This is a genomic window from Paracoccus aminophilus JCM 7686 (genome assembly GCF_000444995.1).
Taxonomy (GTDB): Bacteria; Pseudomonadota; Alphaproteobacteria; order Rhodobacterales; family Rhodobacteraceae; genus Paracoccus; species Paracoccus aminophilus.
In genome coordinates this window covers 149,140-169,577 of record NC_022049.1, presented here as the reverse complement: position 1 = coordinate 169,577, position 20,438 = coordinate 149,140, and the positions used below count along the sequence as shown (strand labels likewise).

Sequence of the window (20,438 nt, the reverse complement as noted above, 5' to 3'; positions counted from 1 at the left end):
GATGAATGATACCGCAGCTTTCGCGCCCGAGAGCGCCTTGGCCCAAGCGCGCCCCGCCGTGCGCGCGCTCTCCTCCTCGCTCATTCGCGATGTGGCGAATGCAGGGATGGGCAAGGCCGATGTCCTGCCCTTCTGGTTTGGCGAATCCGATACGCCGACGCCCGAATTTATCCGCCAAGTCGCGGCCGATGCTTTGGCGCAGGGCGAGACCTTCTATTCGCAAAACCTTGGCCGCCCCTACCTGCGCGAGACCATCGCCGCCTATCTGAGCGATCTGCATGGCCGCGAGATTTCGGCCGAGCGCATCGTCGCGACCGGCTCGGGGATGAGCGGGTTGCAGATCGCCAACCAGCTGATCCTCTCGCCCGGTGATCGCGTCGTGGCGGTGACGCCTTTGTGGCCCAATATCGCTGAAGCGCCGCTGATCCTTGGCGCGCAGGTTGATCGCGTCTCGCTCGATGTCGAAAACGGGCGCTGGACGCTCGATGTCGACAAGCTGATCGCGGCACTGACGCCCGACACGCGCATGGTCGTCATCAACTCGCCGAACAACCCGACCGGCTGGACGATCGATGATGCGAGCATTCAGGCGATCCTTGCCCATTGCCGCAAACATGGCATCTGGATCTTGGCCGACGAAGTCTATCAGCGTCTGGTCTATGATCCCGCGCTTCGCGCCGCGCCCTCCTTCATGGATCATTACCAGCCGGGCGACCGGATTATCTCGGTCAACAGCTTCTCGAAAGCCTGGTCGATGACCGGCTGGCGGATTGGCTGGATGGTGATCCCGGAGAGCTTGGCGCAGGATGCGACGAAGCTCGTTGAATATAACTTCTGCTGCATCTTCGAGCCGACCCAACGCGCCGCTGCCGCAGCGATCCGCGAAGGCGAGGCCGAAGTTGCCCGGATGCGCGCCCATCTGGCGCGGACCCGGCAATTGCTGATCGAGGGGTTGAGCGATCTCAACCGCGTCAGCGTCCCGGATGCCGGGGGCGCGATGTATGCCTTCCTCAAGGTCGAGGGCTTCGACAATTCGCTCGAACTCGCCCAACGCCTCGTGCGCGAGACCGGTCTTGGCCTTGCGCCGGGCCGCGCCTTTGGTCCCGAGGGCGAAGGCTGGCTGCGCTGGTGCCATGCCACGAGCGAGGCAAAGATCGAGCAGGGCCTCGACCGTCTGCGCGCCTTCCTGCGCAAGTAAAACGCGAAAGAGGGGCGAAAGCCCCTCTTTTTTTGCGCGGCACGCAACCTCGCTGGGATCAGGGATTTCGGCCTGATCCCAAAGGCTTGGCCTTAAAGCCCGCCGATGCAGGTGTATTTGGTTTCGAGGAAGTCATCGATGCCCTGATGGCCACCCTCTTTGCCCATGCCGGATTCCTTGATGCCGCCGAAGGGGATCTCGGGGGCGACGATCAGCACCTCATTGATCCCGATCAGCCCATATTCGAGCCCGTCTTGCAGCCGGAAGATCCGCGCGAGATCGCGGGTATAGGCATAGGCGGCCAGACCGAATTCGGTGTCATTGGCCGCAGCAATCGCCTCGGCCTCGGTCTCGAACGGATAGATCGCGGCAATCGGGCCGAAGATCTCTTCGCGCGCAATCCGCATCTGCTCATTGGCTGCGGCAACCACGGTCGGCTCAAAGAAAAGCCCGCCGCGCGCATGGCGCTTGCCCCCGGTCGTCAGCGCGCCGCCATGAGAGAGCGCATCGCCCAGAAGCTCCTCCATCTTGGCAATCGCGGCCTCGTCGATCATCGGGCCTTGTTCGGCGCCGGGCTCGATCCCGGGCGCGACTTTCAGCGCGGCGACGCGGTCGGAGAAGGCTTTGACGAAGCGGTCATAGATCCCCGATTGCACATAAAGCCGGTTGGTGCAGACGCAGGTTTGCCCCGCATTGCGGAATTTCGCAATCATCGCGCCGCTCACTGCCGCCTCGAGATCGGCGTCATCGAAGACGATGAAGGGCGCATTGCCGCCAAGCTCCATCGAGACGCGTTTGACCGTGCCCGCGCATTGCCGGATCAGCTCTTTGCCGATCTCGGTCGAGCCGGTGAACGTCAGTTTGCGCACTTTGGGATTGGCGGTGATCTCGCCGCCGATGGCGCGCGCGCTGCCGGTCAGGATATTGACCGCGCCCGCGGGATAGCCCGCTTGCTCGGCCAAATGACCCCAGACGAGCCCCGAAAGCGGGGTCGCGGTTGCGGGTTTCACGATGGTGGTGCAGCCGGTCGCAAGCGCGGGCGCGAGCTTGCGCGCGAGCATCGAGGACGGGAAGTTCCAAGGCGTGATCGCGGCGACGACGCCGACCGGGTGGCGCGTGGTCAAAAGGCGACGGCCTGCCGTCGGCGCGGGAATGATCGCCCCATCGGCGCGGCGGACCTCTTCGGCAAACCACAGGACATAGCCCGCCGAGGAGGTGACTTCGGCGCGCGCCTCGGCCAAGGGTTTGCCCTGTTCGGCGGTCAGCATCGCGGCCATCGGCTCGAGATTGTCCATGATCGCCTGATGAAGACGGCGCAGCAGCGCGACGCGCTCGCCCAGAGCCATGCCCGAGAGGATCGGGAAGGCGGCATGGGCGGCCTCAATGGCGCGCTGGGTTTCAGCGGCGCCGCAATTCGGCACGCGCGCAATCACCTCGCCGGTCGCGGGGTTCGTCACCTCGACGGTGCGCCCGTCATCGGCCTGAACCCAGGCCCCGTTGATCAGGTTCGCCTCGCGGACCAGTGCGGAAAAATCGGTCATGGGAAGTCCTCGTCCTCGACGTTGTTGCGAAATCCGGCATGCGGAAACGGGCGGCGCGAGGGGCTCGCGCCGTCTGGGCCGACCGCAAGGATCGGCGGGACTTTGGGGCGGGCTTTAGCCGCCCAGAACCTCGGTCACGGCGGCTTTCAGGACCGCGACGGTCTGATCGACCTCGGCGCGGGTGAAGCACAAGGGCGGCGCAAAGCCGATGATATTGCCCTCGGGCATGGCGCGCGCCATGACCCCGCGCGCAAGCATCGCCGCCGAGATCTTCGGCCCGACCGTCATCGGCTCGAACCAGCGCATCGCGGCGGGATCCTCCATGAACTCGATCGCGGCCATCAGCCCGACGCCGCGGATCTCGGCGACATTGGCGTGTTGGCCCAGTTCGGCGCGCAGGCGCTCGATCAGGTAAGGCCCGACTTCGGCCGCATTCTGGACGAGGCCAAGACGGTCCACTAGATCGAGCGTCGCCACCCCTGCCGCCGCCGAAACCGGATGGGCGGAATAGGTGAAACCATGGGCGAGAACGCCATGCTCCTCTGATCCCGCGACCAACACATCCATCACCCGCTGCGAGATGATCGAGCCCGAGAGCGGCGCGTAAGCCGAGGTCAAGCCCTTGGCAATGGTGATGAAATCGGGACGCAGCCCGAATTTGTCGGAACCAAACATCGCGCCGGTGCGGCCAAAGCCGGTGACGACCTCATCGGCGATCAGCAAGATGCCGTGGCGGTCCAGAACCTCTTGCACGCGCGCCCAATAGCCCTCGGGCGGGGGCAGGATGCCGCCCGTGCCCATGACCGGCTCGCCGACGAAAGCGGCGATGGTCTCGGGGCCCTCGGCTTGGATCATCGCCTCAAGCCGCTCGATCAGCCAGTCGAGGAACTGCGCCTCGGACATCGATGCATCGGGTCGGCGCAGGTAATGGGGCGCATCGGTGTGCAGGAACCCCGGCAGCGGCAGGCCCATGCGGGTGTGATAGCCCGCGAGCCCGGTCATCGAGCCCGAGACGATCCCCGAGCCGTGATAACCGCGCCAGCGCGAGATCACCTTGCGCCGTTGCGGCTCGCCGCGCAGGATATGGTAATGCCAGGCCAATTTCACATTGGTTTCATTGGCATCCGAGCCGGCAAGACCGAAGAAGACCTTCGACATATGGGCGGGCGCGCGCTCCATGACCATTTTGGCCAGACGGATCGCGGGCTCGTTCGAATTGCCGCCGAAGGTGTGGAAAAACGCGAGATCCCGCGCCTGTTTGGCGATGGCATCGGCGATTTCCGTGCGGCCATAGCCGACATTGACGCAATAAAGCGCGGCAAAGGCATCGAGGAAGCGGTTGCCGTCGCGGTCGATGACGGTGCTGCCCTCGCCTCCGGTGACGATGCGCCCGGCCATGATGCCCTTCTGGTGATTGGCAATATGGGTGGTCGGGTGCAGGAAATGTTCGGCGTCCCAAGCGGCGAGATCGTCGTTGATGCGGGTCGTCACGGTCATATCAGGCTCTCCTGCCTCGTATTGGCGATCAGCTCGGGCACGCTTGCCTGATTGGGCAGTTTGAGCAGGAAGCTGACGATCTCTCCGACGGTCTCGGGGGTGAGGCGGTCGGCTTTCGGCGTGGTGCCGGGCAGATCGGCCACCATCTCGGTGTCAATCGCACCGGGGCAGACGGCGGTGGCGCGCACGCCATCGGCCCAAGCCTCGGCGCGGATCGCTTGGGTCAGCGCCATGACCGCATGTTTCGACATGGCATAGCCGACCGAGGTGCCGTTTCTGTAGCGCTTGCCATCGGTCGAGGCGATGTTGATGACCCGACCCCGGCCCGATTGGCGCAGATGCGGCAGCGCGGCGCGGATCAAATGGAAGGGCGCTTTGACATTGATCGCCCAAAGCGCGTCGAGATCTTCGTCGCTGCCCTGATCGACCAGATCGACCATGCGCAGGATCCCGGCATTGTTGACCAGAGCGTCGATCTGGCCAAAGGCCGCGGCAGTTGCCTCGACCCAGGCCTTGCCGCTCGCGGGATCGGTCGCGTCAAACGGCACCGCGATCAGGCGGCTGGGATCGGTTGCGAATTGCTCGGCCTGCGCGAGATCACGCAGCCCCAGTGAGAGGCGCCAGCCGTCGTCAAGGAGGCGCCGGGCAATCCCCGCGCCAAGCCCGCGACCGCCGCCCGAGAGCATCACCACGCCCGCCATCAGAAGAGCCCCTGATAAACGCCACCGTCATTGACGATGTTCTGGCCCGACATGAAGCCGCTTTGCGCCGAGCACAGAAACGCGATCAGATCGCCGCATTCCGAGGGATCGGCGAAACGACCCGCCGGGCAACCTTTGATGCGGTCGGCGACAATCGCCTCATAGGTGGTGTTGCCGCGCGCCGCATGGGCGTGAAGATTGGTCTGCAGCGCATCGGTGTCGAAAAGCCCCGGGCAGACCGTGTTGATCGTGACGTTATGGGGCAAGAGCTCGCGCACCATCGCCGCCACTGCGCCCGAGAGCGCCAGCCGCGCCGCATGGCTATGGGCAAAGCCCACCTGCGGGAATTTGATGAAGCTCACCGACATATTGACGATGCGGCCGAATTTGCGCGTGGCCATGCCGGGCGCGACCGCCTGGATCATCTCGATCGACGAGAGGAAATGATCTTCCAGCCAGCGGCGCCAGTCATCGGCGGTGATCTGGTCGTAAGGCGTGGGCGTCTGGCGCACGCCGGGGTTGTTGACCAGAATATCGGCCTCGCCGCCCGCCGCGGCAAGGATCGCCGCGCGGCCCTCGGCGCTGGTGAAATCCGCGGCAATCGGCGTCACCTTGACGCCGAATTCGGCGCGCAGCGCCTCGGCCGCCGCTTCGAGCGGGGCTGCGGTGCGGGCGTTGATGACGAGATCAACCCCTTCCAGCGCCAAAGCGCGGGCGGTGGCCAGACCAAGGCCACGGCTTGCCGCCATGACGATGGCCTTGCGGCCTTTGATGCCAAGATCCATTACGCGACCTTTCCATATTGCGCGAGCAGTGCGTCCATACCGGCGAGAAGTTCGGCCTCTTGCGCGCCGGTGAGCGGGCGCAAAGGCGGACGGGGGAAGCCGCCGCCGGGCAGGCCGAGGTGGTTCATCACGGCTTTCGTCGAAGGATAAAGCGTACGCCCGCCCGCGACGAACAGCTGGGTCATGGCGATGCCGATGCGCTGAAGCTCCCAAGCCTCCTCCATCCGCCCGGCTTTGGTGGCGTGCCACAGATCAAGGCAGCCCTTGTCCCAGACGTTGGGGAAACAGTCGATCAGACCATCCGCCCCCGCCAAGGTCGCGGCAACCCCAAAGACCGAGGAGGGCCCGCAATAGACCCGGATGCGCTCTTTCACGCGCAAGAGCGTGTCGTGGAAATTCGTCCAATTGCCCGAGGATTCCTTGATCGCCACCACCTTGTCGAGATCGGCGAGCCGGTCGGCAATCGCGGGGGTGATCGCATTCCCGGCATTGCCCGGAATGTTGTAAAGGATGATCGGCAGGACGGATTTGTCATTCACCGCCTCATAATGGGCGATGATCTCGGATTCGGTCAGATGGGCGAAATAGGGCGGCAGCACCAGAACGCCGTCGATACCGGCCTCTTTCGCGGCATGGATCTGCTCGATGACCTCGCCTTCGAGGATGCTGCCGGTGCCGAGAATGGCCGGGCCTTTGCCCTGGCAGGCGGTGGCGGTGAGCTTGGCCAGATGCGCGCGCTCGGCGAGCGACAGCGTCCAGAATTCGCCCGTGCAGCCGCCAACGACCATGCCGGTCGCGCCGGCGTCGAAAAGCCGCTCCATATTGGCGATCAGGCTTTCCTCATCAATGCTGTGATCGGCGCGAAATGGCGTGGTGACAGCCGGCATCGGCCCCGTCCAAGCGATGGAGGTACGGTTCATGTCTTGCTCCTTGAGATGTCTTGGCCTTCGCCGCAGCCAGAGGCCGGGGCGAAGGGCCGGGCTACCCCTTGGGGTCAGTCCCGGTTCAGTCTGGCGCCGTTGGGTCCGGTCTCGAAGACATGGACGCGGCGGGTGTCGATGCGCAGGGGAAGCTCTTCGCCCACGCGGTAGATTTCGGTTCCGGGGACGCGGACGATGAGGTGGTGACCCTCGCCCGCGATCAGAGTGATGATGTTTTCATGCCCGGTCTGTTCGACCAGAATGACGCGACCGCGCAGATCGCCTTCGCCCAGATGAATATCCTCGGGGCGGATGCCGTAAGCGGCGGCGCCGGGACGCGCCTTGTCGGTAAGCGCGGGCAGACCAAGCGAGAGGCCCGGCGCGCGGAAGGCAAGACCGCCCGCCTCCGAGACCAGCTCGCCGTCAATCAGCGTCATGCCGGGCGTGCCGATGAAGCTTGCGACAAAGCGATTGGCGGGCTTGGCATAGACCTCGGCGGGCGGCGCGAATTGCTGAAGATTGCCGCCTTCCATGATTGCGATGCGATTGGCCATGGTCATGGCTTCAAGCTGGTCATGGGTGACATAGACCATGGTGCGGCCAAGCGTGCGGTGCAGCTCGATCAGCTCGGCACGCATATGGCCGCGCAGCTTGGCGTCGAGGTTCGAGAGCGGCTCGTCGAGCAGGAAGACCTTGGGATCGCGCACCAACGCGCGGCCAAGCGCCACGCGCTGCTGCTGCCCGCCCGAGAGCTGGCGCGGCTTGCGTTTCAGCATCGGCTCGAGATGCAGCATCTCGGCGATGCGCGCGACCTTGGCGGGATGCTCGGCCTTGGGCACGCCGCGTTTCTTCAGCGGATAGGCGATGTTTTCTGCAACGGTCATATGGGGATAGAGCGCATAGCTCTGAAACACCATCGCAATGTCACGCTCGCCCGGGGCCATGTCATTGACCCGGTTCTCGCCGATGCGGATATCGCCCGAGCTCGGCGCTTCCAGCCCGGCAAGCATCCTGAGCGTCGTGGTCTTGCCGCAGCCCGAAGGCCCGAGCAGCGCCACGAATTCGCCCGAATTGATGGTGAGGTTGAGCCCGTTCAGCGCGGTATAAGCACCGAATTCCTTGCGGACGTTATCGAAGACGACTTTGGCCATAGGTATCAGCCCTTTACAGCGCCCGCGCCGAAGCCGCGGGTCAGATAGCTTTGCAGGAATGCGAAGACGATGATCAAAGGCACGCTCATCATCACCGAGGCGGCCATCAGAAGCGACCATTCGATGTTGAAGGCCGAGACCAGCATATTCATCACCCCGGTGGTCAGCGGGCGGGTGTCATCCGAGTTCACCAACACCTGCGCATAGAGATATTCGTTCCAGCTGAGGATGAAGGTAAAAAGCGCGGTCGAGATGATGCCCGGCAAAAGCTGGGGCAGGATCACATCCTTGAAGGCTCCCATCCGCGAGGCGCCATCGACCAGCGCCGCCGATTCCAGATCCTCGGGAATGCCCGCCATGAAAGAGCGCATCAGCCACAGCGCATAGGGCAGCGCGAAGGTGGTATAGGCGATGACGAGGCTGAAAATCGTATTCGAGAGCCCGAGATTCACCAGCATCAGGTAAAGCGGCAGGATCAGCACGACCGAGGGCAGCAAATAGGTGAAGAGCACCAGAAAGGCCAAGCTCTCGCGCCCCCGGTATTTGAAGCGGACCAGCGAATAGGCGCCAAGGGTGGCGACGACAATCACCAGCAGCGTGGTTGCCCCGGACAAGACGACCGAATTGCGGAAATAGGTCAGGAATTTCGTCTGAGTCAGCAGCCGCTCGTAATGCTCGAAGGTCCAGCTTTGTGGCAGCAGGGTCGGCGGGCGCTTGAAGAGCTCGGACTGGGGTTTGAACGAGGTGACCACCATCCAGAAGAGCGGGAATGCCACGGCAAGGATGACCACCCAGGCGGCGATATTGAACGCGATGCGGCGGATCATAGGGAGTCCTTCTCGCGGCTGCGGCGGATGTAGAAGACCATGAAAATCAAGAGGATCGCCATCATCGAGACGGCATAGGCCGCGGCCATGCCCAATTGGTTCAGCGAGAAGGCCTGTTTATAGACCATGAGCGGCAGGGTCTCGGTCGAGGTGACGGGCCCGCCTCCGGTCAGCAGATAGAGCAGGTCGAATTCTTTGAAGTCCCAGATCGCGCGCAGCATGATGATGACGACCAGCACGTCGCGCAATTGCGGCAAAGTCACATCGGTGAAGCGCGCAATCGGTCCGGCGCCGTCGATGCGGGCGGCCTCGTAAAGCGAATCCGGGATGGTTTGCAGCCGCGCCAGCACGGCGATGACGACGAAGGGGAAATATTTCCACGCCCCGACAATGATGACCGAGAGCATCGCATTCGGCATCACGCCAAGAAAGTCGATCGGCATCGAGATCAGCCCGCTTGAGATCAGCAGGTGATTGAGCACGCCGTAAAGGTCGTTGAAGACCCATTTCCACACCAGAACCGCAACCACGGTCGAGAGGAAATAGGGAAAGAGGATCAGCGAGCGCGCAAGCGAGCGGAACCACAGATTCTGGTGCAAAACCAGCGCCATACCGACGCCGAAGATGATCTGAAGGGTCAGCGTGCCGACGGTCCAGACCAGCGTGGCGACCAGGCTCCACCAGAAGGCGCTTTCGCTCAGCAGTTTCTGGTAATTGCCCAAGCCCACCCAACTGCTTTGCAGCGTCGGCGTGAAGACTTGAAAGAGGGAGAGGTAGATCGCTGACAGCAGCGGATAGACGATGACCGCACAGAAGATCAGAACGGTCGGCGCGATCAGCAGCAGACCCAATGCTGCATATCGGCGCTCGAGGGGATTGGAAGTGTGTCGGGACATCGGATTTCCTGATGCTAGGGCGAACCGCCAGCGCGGCGGTTCACCAATGCCATGCCTTGATCAGGCTTTCATGATGCCGTCGATCGCCTTCACGCAATCGGCAAGGGCGGTGTCGACATTGTCGTTGTTCAGGATGACGCGCTGAACCAGATCGGCGATGGCATTCGAGGCAATGATCTCGCCCGCCTTGGTGTTCGAGCGATGCGCCGCGCTTTCAAAGCCAAGGTTGAAGCCCGCCGCCGCCGCATTGGCCATCAGATCGACCTCGGCGCTGTATTTGCTGATGATCGGATCCTGCTTGTAAAGCGGGTTGTCATTGATCGTCTTCAGCACCGGCAGAACATGGCCCGGCGCGGCGTGCAACTGCTTGATGTAGCCTTCGGGCTCATAAAGGAAGGCCGCGAATTTTTTGGCCAAATCCTTGTTCTTCGACTTTGCGGGCACGAAAATCGCCGGGAAGTCGTTGAAGGTCCAAGGCGCGATCTCTTTCGACATGCGCGGATAGACGGCGCAGGTGATGTGATCGGCGATATCGGGGTTTTGCGCATTCACATTGGCCAGAACCCGGCCACCATAGATCCCGGTCGCGGTCGCGCCCGAGACGAAAGCGGTCAGGCTTTCGCCCCAGCTGTAGTTGGTCGAGCCCGAGGGGCAGAATTCGCGCATCGAGCGGTAGAACTCCAGCGCATTGCGGGTCTCGGCGCTGTCGAGCGCGATTTCCAGATCGGGGGTAAAGATCTGCCCGCCTGCTTGATGGATGAAGCCGATAAAGACCAGCGAAGTCATCGAGTTGCGCCCGAACGGCAAAGGCGCACCAAAGACGCCGCCGGTCTGCATTTTCTGGCAGGCCGTGCGCAGTTCGTCCCAGGTTTCCGGGATCTCGGCGATGCCCGCGTTCGCCATCAGATCGCGGCGGATCCACAGCATATTGGCGGCAGTGTTGCCGATGCCGGTCGCGCAATATTTGCCATCGGCGGCGCGGAAGACGTCATTGGCGCCGGGGAAATAATTATCCGGCCCGACCGCGGCGATCACATCATCCATCGGCTCGAGCAGGCCGTTCGCGTAATAGCTTTGCGCCGCGAAGGAGGGCAGATGGGTGATGATGTCGGGGACTTCTCCGCTCGAAAACGCGGCGGCGAGCTGGGCGGCATAGCCCTCGTCCGAGGTGGTCTCGAAAACGACCTTCACGCCGGGATGAGCGGCCTCGAATGCGGCGATCTGGAAGCGGTAGGCATCAACCTGCTCGGGTGCGGCCTGCGTCGACCACCACCGCAGGGTGGCATCCTGCGCATAGGACATGCGGGGCAGCAAGGTGACCGCGGAAGCTGCGGCGAATCCCGAAAGCACGGTCCTGCGGGATATCTTGTTCGGAAATGCGATCTCTTTCATGATTTTTTATTCCTCCCTGCGCACGTTTGTTCATATAGCGCACTCTTGTTCGCAATATTGCTTTTCACTACAGTCTGGCAAGAAGAAATTTGTGGCAGGGCCTTCGCTTCATGCGAAGCTCTTGTGGTAGTCAGATCGAGAGTTCGACCAAGGATGGCGTTAGGATGACGAAAAAGACCGATGGGGCTGAAGACGAGACCTCTCAGGCGGCAAAGCGCACGGGCCCGGCCCGTTCCGGATTGATGACGGCCGCACCCGATAGCGCGGATGACACCGAGGGCTCTGAACTAAGCCCCCGTGATTACGTCAATTCCTTGGCGCGCGGCCTCGACGTGCTGCGCGCCTTCAATCGCACGCGGCGCAAGATGACGCTTTCCGAGATGGCGGTCGAGACCGGCAACACCCGCGCGGGCGTGCGTCGGATTTTGCTGACGCTGGTTCACGAGGGCTATGCGGTCGCCGATGGCAAGCTTTTCGATCTGACGCCGCAGGTGCTTGAGCTTGGCTATTCGGTGCTGTCCTCGAAAGGCGTCTGGGACATTGCCCGGCCCTTCATCGACCATCTGTCGGAAGAGCTGCGCGAATCGGTCTCGGCGGCGGTGCTCGACCGATTCGATGTCGTCTATGTTTCGGGCACGCAATATCACCGCGTGATCAGCGTCGGCATCTCGGTCGGCTCGCGGTTTCCGGCCCATACGACCGCCACCGGCCGCGTCCTGCTGGCCGCCCAGCCGCCCGAGATGTGGCCCGGCATGATCCAGAATATCCCGCTGACGCGGATGACCGATTTCACCATCACCGACCGCGAGGCGTTCCGCCGCATCCTCGAAGATGTGCGCGACAAGGGCTGGTCTCTGGTCGTCGATGAGCTGGAAATCGGGCTGATGTCGATGGCCGTGCCGCTTTACAATTCGCATGGCAATCTGGTCGGCTCGATCAATGTCGGCGCGCCGACGGTGCGGATGACGCCCGACATGATGGTCGAATATATCCTGCCGAAATTGCAGGAAACCGTCGCCAATATCAGCCGGGCGCTCAAGCAGTAATCAGATCGCGAACCGCGCCGGGCTATAGGGCGCGGCGTCCTGCGGCGGGGTCTGCCCCGTCGCAATCGCCACTGCCATGCGCGCGACCAGCGGCCCAAGCGTATAGCCCGCATCTCCGGGCAAGGCCGTGATGATGCGCGGATGGCGGGGCAACCGCCCGATCACCGAGGCGCCGTCGATCGTCGTATTCATCCCCGCCCAAGTGCGGATCACGCGCAGCCCGCCAAGCGAGGGCACCAGCTGCGCCGCCAGCCCGACATTGCCCAGAAACGAGCCCGCGAGCACCCCCGGCGGCATCCCCCTGCCCCGATCCTCGGCCGCCCAGCCGCCACCAATGACGATCTGGCCCTGACTGAGTTGTTTCAGTGTGATCGAGCGTTCCGCGTGCTGGATCAAATGGCCGATCCGGGGCGCGGCGGCCTCGGTGATGTTCATATGCAGCGGCTCGGGTTTCGAGGGGATGTTGACGCCCAGACCCGCGACGACCTCGCCCGCGCCCCAAGCGGCGGCGACGATGACCTCGGCGGCCTCATAGCGCCCCGCCGCGCCAATCGCGCAGATATGGCTGCCGTGATCTTCAAGCGAGAGCACGCGGTCGGTGAGGATCGTCAGCCCAAGGCTCGCCGCATAGGCGCGCAGTTTCGCATTGGCAATCAACGGGTTGAGCTTGCCCTCATTGTGGCAGATCTCGGCCCCCACGATCTGATCGCCCAGAAAGGGCGCGATCTGGTCCAACTGGGCGCGGTCAAGGATCTCGACCGAGAGGCCAAGCTCTTCCTCGCGCCGCGCCTTCTTTTCCAGAAAGGCCAATTGTGCGGCGCCCTCGGCCACCATCAGCCCACCCTTGCGCACCAGCTCGAACGAGCCATGACGCGCATCGAGCGCGATCCATTCCTCGGCGGCGGCGGCATAAAGCGGCAGCGAGGCTTCGACCTGCGGCACCTGATCGGGATAAAGCCGCATGAACCGGCTTTGCATCTGCACATGCAGGCTGCCCGCATTGGCCCAAGTGCCCGCATTCTCGCCCGAATCGACCAGAGCGACGCGCGCCCCGCTTTCGACCAGATGGATCGCCGACATCAGCCCGGAAATCCCCGCACCAATGACCAGAAAATCAGGACGCATCGTTCAGAGCCTTTTCAGCGGCAAGAATGGTGGCAATCGCCACGGGTTTCACCGGCACGCGCGGCGCGAAATACGAGCGGTCTCCGACCGGCTGGCCGGTGGTCTCCGCGACCATCCGCGCCATCGTCGCCGCGCAATAACGGCCCTGACAGCGGCCCATGCCGACGCGGGTCGCGCGCTTCATATTGCCCGCATGTGGGTGGGCGGTGCTGGCCATTTCCGCGCGGATCTGGCCGAGCCGGATCTCTTCGCAGCGGCACAGGATGGTCTCGTCGGGCAGAGTGGCGACGGGCGGCGGCGCGATGTCGTGAAAGGCCCAAAGTTTGGCCTGAAAGCGCCGGTGCTGGGCCAAAGCGCGCTGATCGGCGGCGCTGTCGCTCGCGCTATGTCCCGCCGCTTGCGCCGCAGCCCGGCCCGCAATCCGGCCCTCGACCATGGCGGCTGGCGCGCCGCCAAGACCCGCGCAATCGCCGATGGCGTAAAGCCCCGCGACCGAGGTCTGGCCCTGCGCGTCGCGCTGGCAGCACAGATGCCCGCGCGCCGCGTCATAGCGCATCTCGGCGCCCAAAAGCCGCAAGAGCTCGTTCTGAGGATCAAATCCCGCATTCATCAAAACCGCATCGACCTGCGCGGTTTCGCGGCCATTGGCTGTGGTGACAGTGACCTCAAGCCCCTCGGCCAGCGGGTCGATCCGGGTCAGGCGCGCGCCGTAATGGATCGGCACGCCGCGCCGTTTCAGCCCGGCGAGCATCCGCAGCCCCTTGAGCGTCAAGCCGGGATCTGCCGCGGCCAAAGCCAGCGCTTGCGCGGGGCTCGACCAGGGCGCAATCCCCGCCTCGGCGATCAGCACGATCTCTGCCCCGCCCTGCGCAAGCTCTTGCGCAACCTGCAAATTCAGCGGCCCCGAGCCGCAGATCGCGATGCGTTTGCCGGGCAGCGTGCGATAGCTGCGCCAAAGCGTCTGCGCCGCGCCCGAGGTCATCACGCCGGGCAAAGTCCAGCCCGGCACGACGATCGGGCGCTCATAAGCGCCGGTGGCGATGATCGCGGTTTTCGGGCGCAGAAGCAGCGGCGTGCCGTTTTGCGCGGCGATGAAGAAGAGCCCCTCGAAGCCGCCCCAGACCTCGGCTTCCGAGATGATTTCGGCGCCGCTCGCTCGGGCGCGGGCGATCAGATCGGCCCCCGCCGCCTGCTGCGGATCAAGTGCCGGACCTTCGGCCGATTGCTTGAAAAACTGCCCGCCCGCGACCTTGCGCTCGTCCAAAAGCACGACCGAGGCCCCGCTGACGCGCGCGGTGATCGCCGCCGAAAGTCCAGCCGCGCCGCCGCCGATAATCAGCACATCCGGCGCGAGATGACGCGCCTCGGCCACAGGGGGCGTCGCGCGGGTCTCGCCAAGTTCGGGCAGCGCGATCTGCGTCTGCACCGCGGCCCCGGGCTTGGCGGGCGTCATGCAGGCGCGCTGATTGGGCTGGCCGTCGACTGTGACCAGACAGTCCTGACAGACGCCCATCCCACAGAAAATGCTGCGGTTTTCGCCCTTGGCGGTCTCGCGGAAACTGCGAATGCCCGCCTCGGTCAGCGCGGCGGCAATCGACTGGCCCGAACGGATTTCGATCCGGCGGCCATCGAAGGAAAAACTCTTATCGCTCATCATTCGGCCCCATCAAAGCATCGCGTGCCGCCACCAGTTTCGCGACCGAGGCCGCGCGCCAATCCCGTTTCGCGGCGAGATCATCGGCGGCGACCATGGCGCGGCGCTCGGTCTCAACGCGCGAGATCAGCGCCTCGTGCCAATCAACGGCTTCGCCGCGCTCGGCCCCCATGCGGGCATAGGCCGGACCCATGCGCGCGGCATGGGCGCGGATGCCGCCGGGGGTGTTCAGCTCGGCGGTCTCGAACGGCCCCGAGAGCGCCCAACGCGGCGCAAGCCCCAGCCGCATGATCGCCTCAAGCCCCGCGACATCGACGACGCCCTCATCGACCAGCCGATAGGCCTCGCGCAGAACCGCGCCTTGCAGGCGGTTGAGCACGAAGCCCTCGATCTCATGGCCCAAAAGCACGGCGTGAAAGCCCGCCTGCGCGAAAAATTCGCCCGCACGTGCGGTGACGGCGGGGTCGGTTCCGGGCGCGGGGCAAATCTCGATCACGCGCAAGACCGCAGGCGGATTGACCGGATGGGCGACAAGACAGCGCCTTTGCTGGGCGGGATCAGGCAGAATCTGCGAGGCCGGAATCGCCGAAGAGGCGGTCGCAAGGATGCACTCCGGCCCGGTTTTCGCCAGAAGATCCGCGAAGATCTGCTGCTTGATCTCGAGCCGCTCGGGCCCGCATTCGATGACCAGATCGGCGCGGGCCAGCGCGTCCGAGGGATCGGCGGTAAAGGCAATTTCACCCGCGCCGCCGCGCAGCAGACCGGCGCTGGTGATCGCCGCGATCTGAAGAGCGATCCCCGACGCCGCATCGCCAAGGCGGTCCGCATCGGGATCGGCCAAGCTCACCGACCAGCCCGCATCGCGGAAAACCGCAGCGAAAGAGATGCCGATCGAGCCGGCCCCCAGAACCACGAGGTGACGCTTTCTCACAAGATGATGCTGTCCGGCATCGCCAATGGACGACATGGCACGACCTTTTGCTTGCGTTTGTTCATATTACGCACAACTGTGCGCGAATAGATGAACTCCTAACAAGAAGAAGGAAACCACGCAATGACTGCCGCACAGGATCTTGAAGGCCGCACCGCCGTCATCACCGGGGGAAGCCGGGGCTTGGGCCGCGCCGTGGGGCTGCGGCTGGCGGCAGCGGGTGCGCGGATCCATGTCCTTGATCTGCCCGGCACTTTGGACGATCTGCCCGAGGGCTGGCAGGGTCATGCGCTGGATCTGGCGCAGCGCGATGCGCAAGACAAGCTGAAAACCCTCGCCGCCGAGATCGGTCCGACCGCGATTCTGGTGGCAAATGCCGGGCTGGTGCCGCCGTGGCGCGCGATCGACGGGCTCGATTATGCAGAATGGCAGCGCGTGATGGATGTCAATGTCTGGGGTGCGGCGATCACCCTCGGCGCCTTTGCCGAATCGCTGGCGGCCTCGCGCCATGGTGCGGCGGTGCTGATGGCCTCGATCAATGGCTATCGCGCGGCGGCCCAGCAGGTGCTTTACACGGCGTCAAAACATGCCGTTGTCGGGATTATGAAGGCCGCCGCCCATGATCTGGGTCCGCGCGGCATCCGCGTCAATGCCGTGGCGCCTGGTCCGATTGCAACCGAGGCGCTGGTTGAGCGTTTGAAAACACGAGAGAAAAACGGCGGCGCGACCATGCAAGAGGCGCTCGACGGGCTGGCCGCTCAGACCATGATGCGCCAGATCGCGACCGAAGAAAATGTCGCGAATACCGTCTATTTTTTGGCTTCCGATGCCTCGACCGGCGTGACAGGCTCACTTCTGCCGGTCGAGGGCGGTTTGATCTGACTTAGCCGAGCGGCGCCCAGCCGCTTGCGGCCAGGATCGCATGAGAGGCCCGGATGTCACCATCCGGGTCAACGCCGGGTTGGCGCGCATCGGTGATGATTTCCATCACGGTCGCGCCTTGATAGCCGATCTCTTTCAGCGCTGCCGCCGCCGAAGCCGGATCGACCATGCCGGTGCCGAGACGGTCGTGCTTGAACTCGCCATAGCCCGAATCCGAGATATGGACGTTCTTGATCATGCTGGCATAGGTCCGGATCGCCTCCGCCGGGTCTTCCTTGATGAAGGCGGCATTGCAGATATCGAAGTTAATTCCAACCTCTGGGCCGATCATCGCAGCGACCTCGGCCACTTCTTTCGTGGTCGGAAGGAAGGCGAAAGGCACGTTTTCCAGCAGGATCTGAACGCCGGTGCCGCGCGCATGTGCGACGAGCTCGGTGACGCCCTCAACGAACCACTCCAGCATCCATTCGCGCGGCGGGTTGATCAGGCTGTTGACCGGGCCCGGGATGGCGACGACATAGGGGCACGAGGTTTCTGCTGCAAAATCAATCGCTTCCTTATAGCGATCCAAGGTATATCGACGCATCAGCTGATCGACGCCATTCGGGTTATTGTCGAGCAGCGGATAGCACAGCGAAGTCAGCCGCAGGCCCTCGCCTTTCAGCCAATCGGCATAGGATTTGCGCGTTTCGGCCGACATTTCGCGCGGCCAGCAATGGGGCGGAAAGATCATCAGCTCGAACTCGCGATAGCCGAGGCCGCGCAGATGTTTCAGCGCGCCAAGGCCATCATGCGAATAGAGAAAGGGAAAGGTGCTCGCGGCAACCGTCATCTCGGTCATGGGATGTTTCCAGTCTTGGGTCAGAATAAGGGGTTTGCGCACAGATGTTCACGAAACTGCCGCGACATCTGTGCGATGGGCGAGCCCTGCCCGCCCCTGAAAGCTTAGGCTTTGGCAGCGGCTCGCTTGCGCTGATAGGCGCGCCAGGTCATGGCCCACCGGCTGGGATCGTCGAAAACCTCGCCCTTCACTTGCGCGATCGGCTGGTTATGCGGCGCGGTCTTAACGAGTTCGGGTGTCTCGCGCGCCTCCTCGACAACCTTGGCCAGAACCGCGATCCAGAGGTCGATATCCTCTTTTGACCACAGCTCACCCGCCTCCGGCGTGAAAGGTTGCGGCACGAGCCACGGCTCATGGCTCATCCAATAGGGATCGATGCCATAATCGGCCATGCGGTTCGCGACCGCGAATGTGTCGACCCCGGTTTCCTCATAAAGCGGCTGAAGCGACCAGCGCGTCATCTCCATTCGGCGGAGGCTGATCTCCGGGTTCGAGCGCGCCAGCCCAGAAATTTCGCCGAGCTTTTTATCCATATAATTGTTGGCAACGACCGAAATATCTGACGCCAAATTGATCCCTTCGGCGCCCATGCCCCGCGCCCAGGCATAGGCTTTCACCACCTGAGGGACATTGCCCCAGAACTCACGGATCTTGCCGCAAGACTTGGGGCGGTCCTCGTCGAGCACATAGGTCTCGCCCGATTTGGCGATGATGGGCGCGGGCAGATAGGGCGCCAATTCGGCCGAACAGCCATAGGCCCCGACCGCCGGACCGCCACCCGCTTTGGGCGCGCCGAAGGTCTTGTGGAGCATGAACATACAGGCATCAAAGCCCAGTTCACGCGCCGAAAGCTTGCCCATGACGCCGTTGAAATTGGCATGATCATAGAAGCACAGCGCCCCGGCTTCCTTGGCAACCCGCACCCATTCCCGGATTTCCGGGTTATAAATGCCCATATCATCGGGATTATTGATCATGATCAGCGCGGTGCGCTCGCTGACCGCGGCCTTCAGCGCCTCAAGCGAGGGATAGCCGTTTTCCTCAAGCGGCAGGTTGATGACGGTAAAGCCCGCCGAGGCCGCCGTCGCCGGATTGCAGGGATGGGCCTGGATCGAGGTCACCATTTCGGTGCGCTGATGCAGCATCCCGCGATCCTGCCAATAGGCGCGCGCGACCGCGGCCATCGTATAGGCCGCATCCGCGCCGCCGCCCGCCTGAAAGATGAACTGATCCATGCCCGAAAGCGCGCGCAGAATCGCATCGAGATCATGCATGATCTCCAGAACACCCTGTAGCGTTTCGGGATGTTGATAGGGGTGAAGCTCGGCCAGCTCGGGGCGCAGCGTCGCAAACTCCGAGGTTTTTGAATTATATTTCATGGTGCAGGTGCCAAAAAGGCTCACCCCCATCATGCCAAGCGTCATCTGGCTGAGGTGGAGATAATGGCGCTGTACCTCGAATTCAGTGAGCTCGGGAAGCGCGGGACGATCGCTGCGCAACAGCGCTTCGGGCAGAGCGGTATCAACCCCGCTCTCTGGATCGGGCAGCGTGAAAAGCTGGCCGCGCGCGCCGGGGCGGCCCAGCTCCATCACCAGCGGTTCGTCCCATTTCGCGGCGTGAAATTGCGGCAAACGGGTCATTTCAGCACCTCTTTCAGCGTATCTGCCAAGCGAAGCAGATCGGTGGTCGTGTGGATCTCGGTCACGCAGAAAAGCGCGGATTGTCCAAATCCGAGCCCTTCGCCTGATAGATCCTTACCGCCAAAAATCCCCTTGGCGCGCAGGCGCGCGTTGATCTCCGCGACGGTCTGGCCGGTGCCATCAAATCGGACGACGAATTCCTTGAAGCCCGAGGCCGGCCAAAGGATCTCGACCCCCTCGATTTCGGCGAGCAGCTTTTCGGCAAGACGCGCGCGCGCAAGGATCAGGCGACCCAATTCCGCAAAACCTTCGGGGCCAAGCAGGCTCATGTAAACCGCGCCCGCAATCGCCCAAAGATAGGTCGAGTTTCCGGTCCAATCCTTGCCGTGCTCGCGCGAACCGTAAGAGTTCTGATGCGAGGAGGCTAGGCCGAAGCCGAATTGGCCCGGGGTGAGCGTCTCGGCGATAGAGACGAGAAAGCCATTATATTCACGGACATAGCGCTCTTCGTCGCGGGTCGCGATAAAGCCGCCAACTCCACCGCCGCAGTTCATATGCACGCCAAGCGGCTGGACCGGACCGGTCACGATATCCGCGCCATAATCCCCCGGCGCCTTGACGATGCCGAGGCTTAGAGGATCGACGCCGACGATGGTTTCCGCGCCCGCAGCACGCGCGAGCCGCGCAATTTCCGCAGCATTCGCTTCAAAATTACCAAGGTAAGCGGGATTTTCGAAGTAAACCGCCGCGACATCAGGCCCAAGTTTGGCGATCAGATCTGCCAGATCAATTTGGCCGGTATGGGTCGAGTTGGCGAGGCAAATGATCTCGATCGCGCCTGCAAGTTCCAAAGGCTGGCAATAGCTGTGCAGGACGCTGAGACGCTCAGGGTCCATGAATTGCGGCACCAGAATTTTACGCCTTCCGGTCAGACGAGCCGCCATCCGCGCCGCATGGCCAATCGCGCAACCCCATGAATAGACGGGTAATTGCACGACATCGAGGTTCAAAAGTGCACCGAGTTGCGAGGCAAATTCGAACCAAGCCTGATTGCGCCCGTGGTCCGATTGATAGCTGCCCCAGACATTGGTCGCGAATTCGGTGCGGCCGATAATCTCGTCGACAATCGCCGGGACATGGTGCTGCCAAACGCCCGCACCAAGGAAGTTGAGATTGTCCTCGCAACTCTTGTTCTTCTTCAGCTTACTCAGAAGATCGCGCTTGAGCTCGATCTCAGAGCCCAGCTGTGGCGGCAAATTTAGCAGGCTTTTTCGGAAATGATCCTGCGGGATTTGCTCAAAAACCTCAGCGACGCTGGCCGCGCCAATCTCGCGCAACATGTCTTCGATGACACCCGGCGCGGAACTTCCCATCCACGGGTGAGCGCGAACGCTCGCTGCCATAGTGGCCT

18 protein-coding genes are annotated in these 20,438 nt (G+C 63.2%); 3 read left to right on the top strand and 15 right to left on the bottom strand.

Annotated features, from left to right (window positions below):
* Position 1 precedes the first annotated feature (1 nt).
* On the top strand, positions 2-1,198 hold the full coding sequence (locus JCM7686_RS18900) for a pyridoxal phosphate-dependent aminotransferase (protein ID WP_020952324.1): 1,197 nt from the start codon (positions 2-4) through the stop codon (positions 1,196-1,198).
* A 92-nt stretch (positions 1,199-1,290) separates the two neighbouring features.
* Here the strand turns inward: JCM7686_RS18900 and JCM7686_RS18895 are convergent, their stop codons facing one another.
* The 9 genes from JCM7686_RS18895 to JCM7686_RS18855 form a co-directional block, all read right to left on the bottom strand.
* On the bottom strand, positions 1,291-2,739 hold the full coding sequence (locus JCM7686_RS18895; RefSeq protein WP_020952323.1) for an NAD-dependent succinate-semialdehyde dehydrogenase: 1,449 nt from the start codon (positions 2,737-2,739) through the stop codon (positions 1,291-1,293).
* Between the two features lie 114 nt (positions 2,740-2,853).
* Positions 2,854-4,236, bottom strand: coding sequence for an aminotransferase class III-fold pyridoxal phosphate-dependent enzyme (locus JCM7686_RS18890; RefSeq protein WP_020952322.1), 1,383 nt, complete (start codon positions 4,234-4,236; stop codon positions 2,854-2,856).
* Positions 4,233-4,937: an SDR family NAD(P)-dependent oxidoreductase gene (locus JCM7686_RS18885; RefSeq protein ID WP_020952321.1), complete on the bottom strand. Its 705-nt coding sequence runs from the start codon at positions 4,935-4,937 to the stop codon at positions 4,233-4,235. The genes JCM7686_RS18890 and JCM7686_RS18885 overlap by 4 nt, the downstream gene beginning before the upstream one ends.
* The gene (locus JCM7686_RS18880) at positions 4,937-5,722 is read right to left on the bottom strand and encodes an SDR family oxidoreductase (protein ID WP_020952320.1); all 786 of its coding nucleotides are present in this window, start codon (positions 5,720-5,722) and stop codon (positions 4,937-4,939) included. Before JCM7686_RS18880 ends, JCM7686_RS18885 begins: the two co-directional genes overlap by 1 nt.
* Entirely contained in the window at positions 5,722-6,642 is a 921-nt protein-coding gene (locus tag JCM7686_RS18875) for a dihydrodipicolinate synthase family protein (RefSeq protein WP_020952319.1), read from the bottom strand. Before JCM7686_RS18875 ends, JCM7686_RS18880 begins: the two co-directional genes overlap by 1 nt.
* Before the next feature lie 74 nt (positions 6,643-6,716).
* A complete protein-coding gene (locus JCM7686_RS18870; protein ID WP_020952318.1) occupies positions 6,717-7,793 on the bottom strand; it encodes an ABC transporter ATP-binding protein in 1,077 nt (358 codons plus the stop codon).
* A gap of 5 nt (positions 7,794-7,798) precedes the next feature.
* The gene (locus tag JCM7686_RS18865; RefSeq protein ID WP_020952317.1) at positions 7,799-8,620 is read right to left on the bottom strand and encodes a carbohydrate ABC transporter permease; all 822 of its coding nucleotides are present in this window, start codon (positions 8,618-8,620) and stop codon (positions 7,799-7,801) included.
* Positions 8,617-9,516, bottom strand: a complete 900-nt coding sequence (locus JCM7686_RS18860) for a carbohydrate ABC transporter permease (protein ID WP_020952316.1) — start codon at positions 9,514-9,516, stop codon at positions 8,617-8,619. Before JCM7686_RS18860 ends, JCM7686_RS18865 begins: the two co-directional genes overlap by 4 nt.
* 60 nt (positions 9,517-9,576) lie before the next feature.
* On the bottom strand, positions 9,577-10,908 hold the full coding sequence (locus JCM7686_RS18855; protein ID WP_020952315.1) for an ABC transporter substrate-binding protein: 1,332 nt from the start codon (positions 10,906-10,908) through the stop codon (positions 9,577-9,579).
* Positions 10,909-11,072: 164 nt separating this feature from the next.
* Here JCM7686_RS18855 and JCM7686_RS18850 point away from each other — a divergent pair, with 164 nt between their 5' ends.
* Complete coding sequence (locus JCM7686_RS18850; protein ID WP_051201701.1) at positions 11,073-11,954, top strand: IclR family transcriptional regulator domain-containing protein; 882 nt, start codon at positions 11,073-11,075, stop codon at positions 11,952-11,954.
* Here JCM7686_RS18850 and JCM7686_RS18845 read toward each other — a convergent pair whose 3' ends face one another.
* From JCM7686_RS18845 to JCM7686_RS18835, 3 genes are read right to left on the bottom strand one after another with little or no spacing between them, the layout of a single operon-like run.
* A complete protein-coding gene (locus JCM7686_RS18845; protein ID WP_020952313.1) occupies positions 11,955-13,079 on the bottom strand; it encodes an NAD(P)/FAD-dependent oxidoreductase in 1,125 nt (374 codons plus the stop codon). It lies immediately after the preceding gene.
* Positions 13,069-14,733, bottom strand: a complete 1,665-nt coding sequence (locus tag JCM7686_RS18840; RefSeq protein WP_041528146.1) for an FAD-dependent oxidoreductase — start codon at positions 14,731-14,733, stop codon at positions 13,069-13,071. Before JCM7686_RS18840 ends, JCM7686_RS18845 begins: the two co-directional genes overlap by 11 nt.
* Positions 14,723-15,700, bottom strand: a complete 978-nt coding sequence (locus tag JCM7686_RS18835) for a 3-hydroxyacyl-CoA dehydrogenase NAD-binding domain-containing protein (RefSeq protein ID WP_020952311.1) — start codon at positions 15,698-15,700, stop codon at positions 14,723-14,725. The genes JCM7686_RS18840 and JCM7686_RS18835 overlap by 11 nt, the downstream gene beginning before the upstream one ends.
* A gap of 87 nt (positions 15,701-15,787) precedes the next feature.
* On the opposite strand from JCM7686_RS18835, the gene JCM7686_RS18830 reads away from it, so the two are divergent.
* Positions 15,788-16,546, top strand: a complete 759-nt coding sequence (locus JCM7686_RS18830; protein ID WP_020952310.1) for an SDR family NAD(P)-dependent oxidoreductase — start codon at positions 15,788-15,790, stop codon at positions 16,544-16,546.
* A gap of 1 nt (position 16,547) precedes the next feature.
* Here the strand turns inward: JCM7686_RS18830 and JCM7686_RS18825 are convergent, their stop codons facing one another.
* The 3 genes from JCM7686_RS18825 to gcvPA all read right to left on the bottom strand — a co-directional run bounded on the left by JCM7686_RS18825 (position 16,548) and on the right by gcvPA (position 20,430).
* Positions 16,548-17,387, bottom strand: coding sequence for a sugar phosphate isomerase/epimerase family protein (locus tag JCM7686_RS18825; RefSeq protein ID WP_020952309.1), 840 nt, complete (start codon positions 17,385-17,387; stop codon positions 16,548-16,550).
* A gap of 104 nt (positions 17,388-17,491) precedes the next feature.
* The gene (gcvPB, locus tag JCM7686_RS18820; RefSeq protein ID WP_020952308.1) at positions 17,492-19,027 is read right to left on the bottom strand and encodes an aminomethyl-transferring glycine dehydrogenase subunit GcvPB; all 1,536 of its coding nucleotides are present in this window, start codon (positions 19,025-19,027) and stop codon (positions 17,492-17,494) included.
* Entirely contained in the window at positions 19,024-20,430 is a 1,407-nt protein-coding gene (gcvPA, locus tag JCM7686_RS18815; RefSeq protein WP_020952307.1) for an aminomethyl-transferring glycine dehydrogenase subunit GcvPA, read from the bottom strand. The genes gcvPB and gcvPA overlap by 4 nt, the downstream gene beginning before the upstream one ends.
* Positions 20,431-20,438 lie beyond the last annotated feature (8 nt).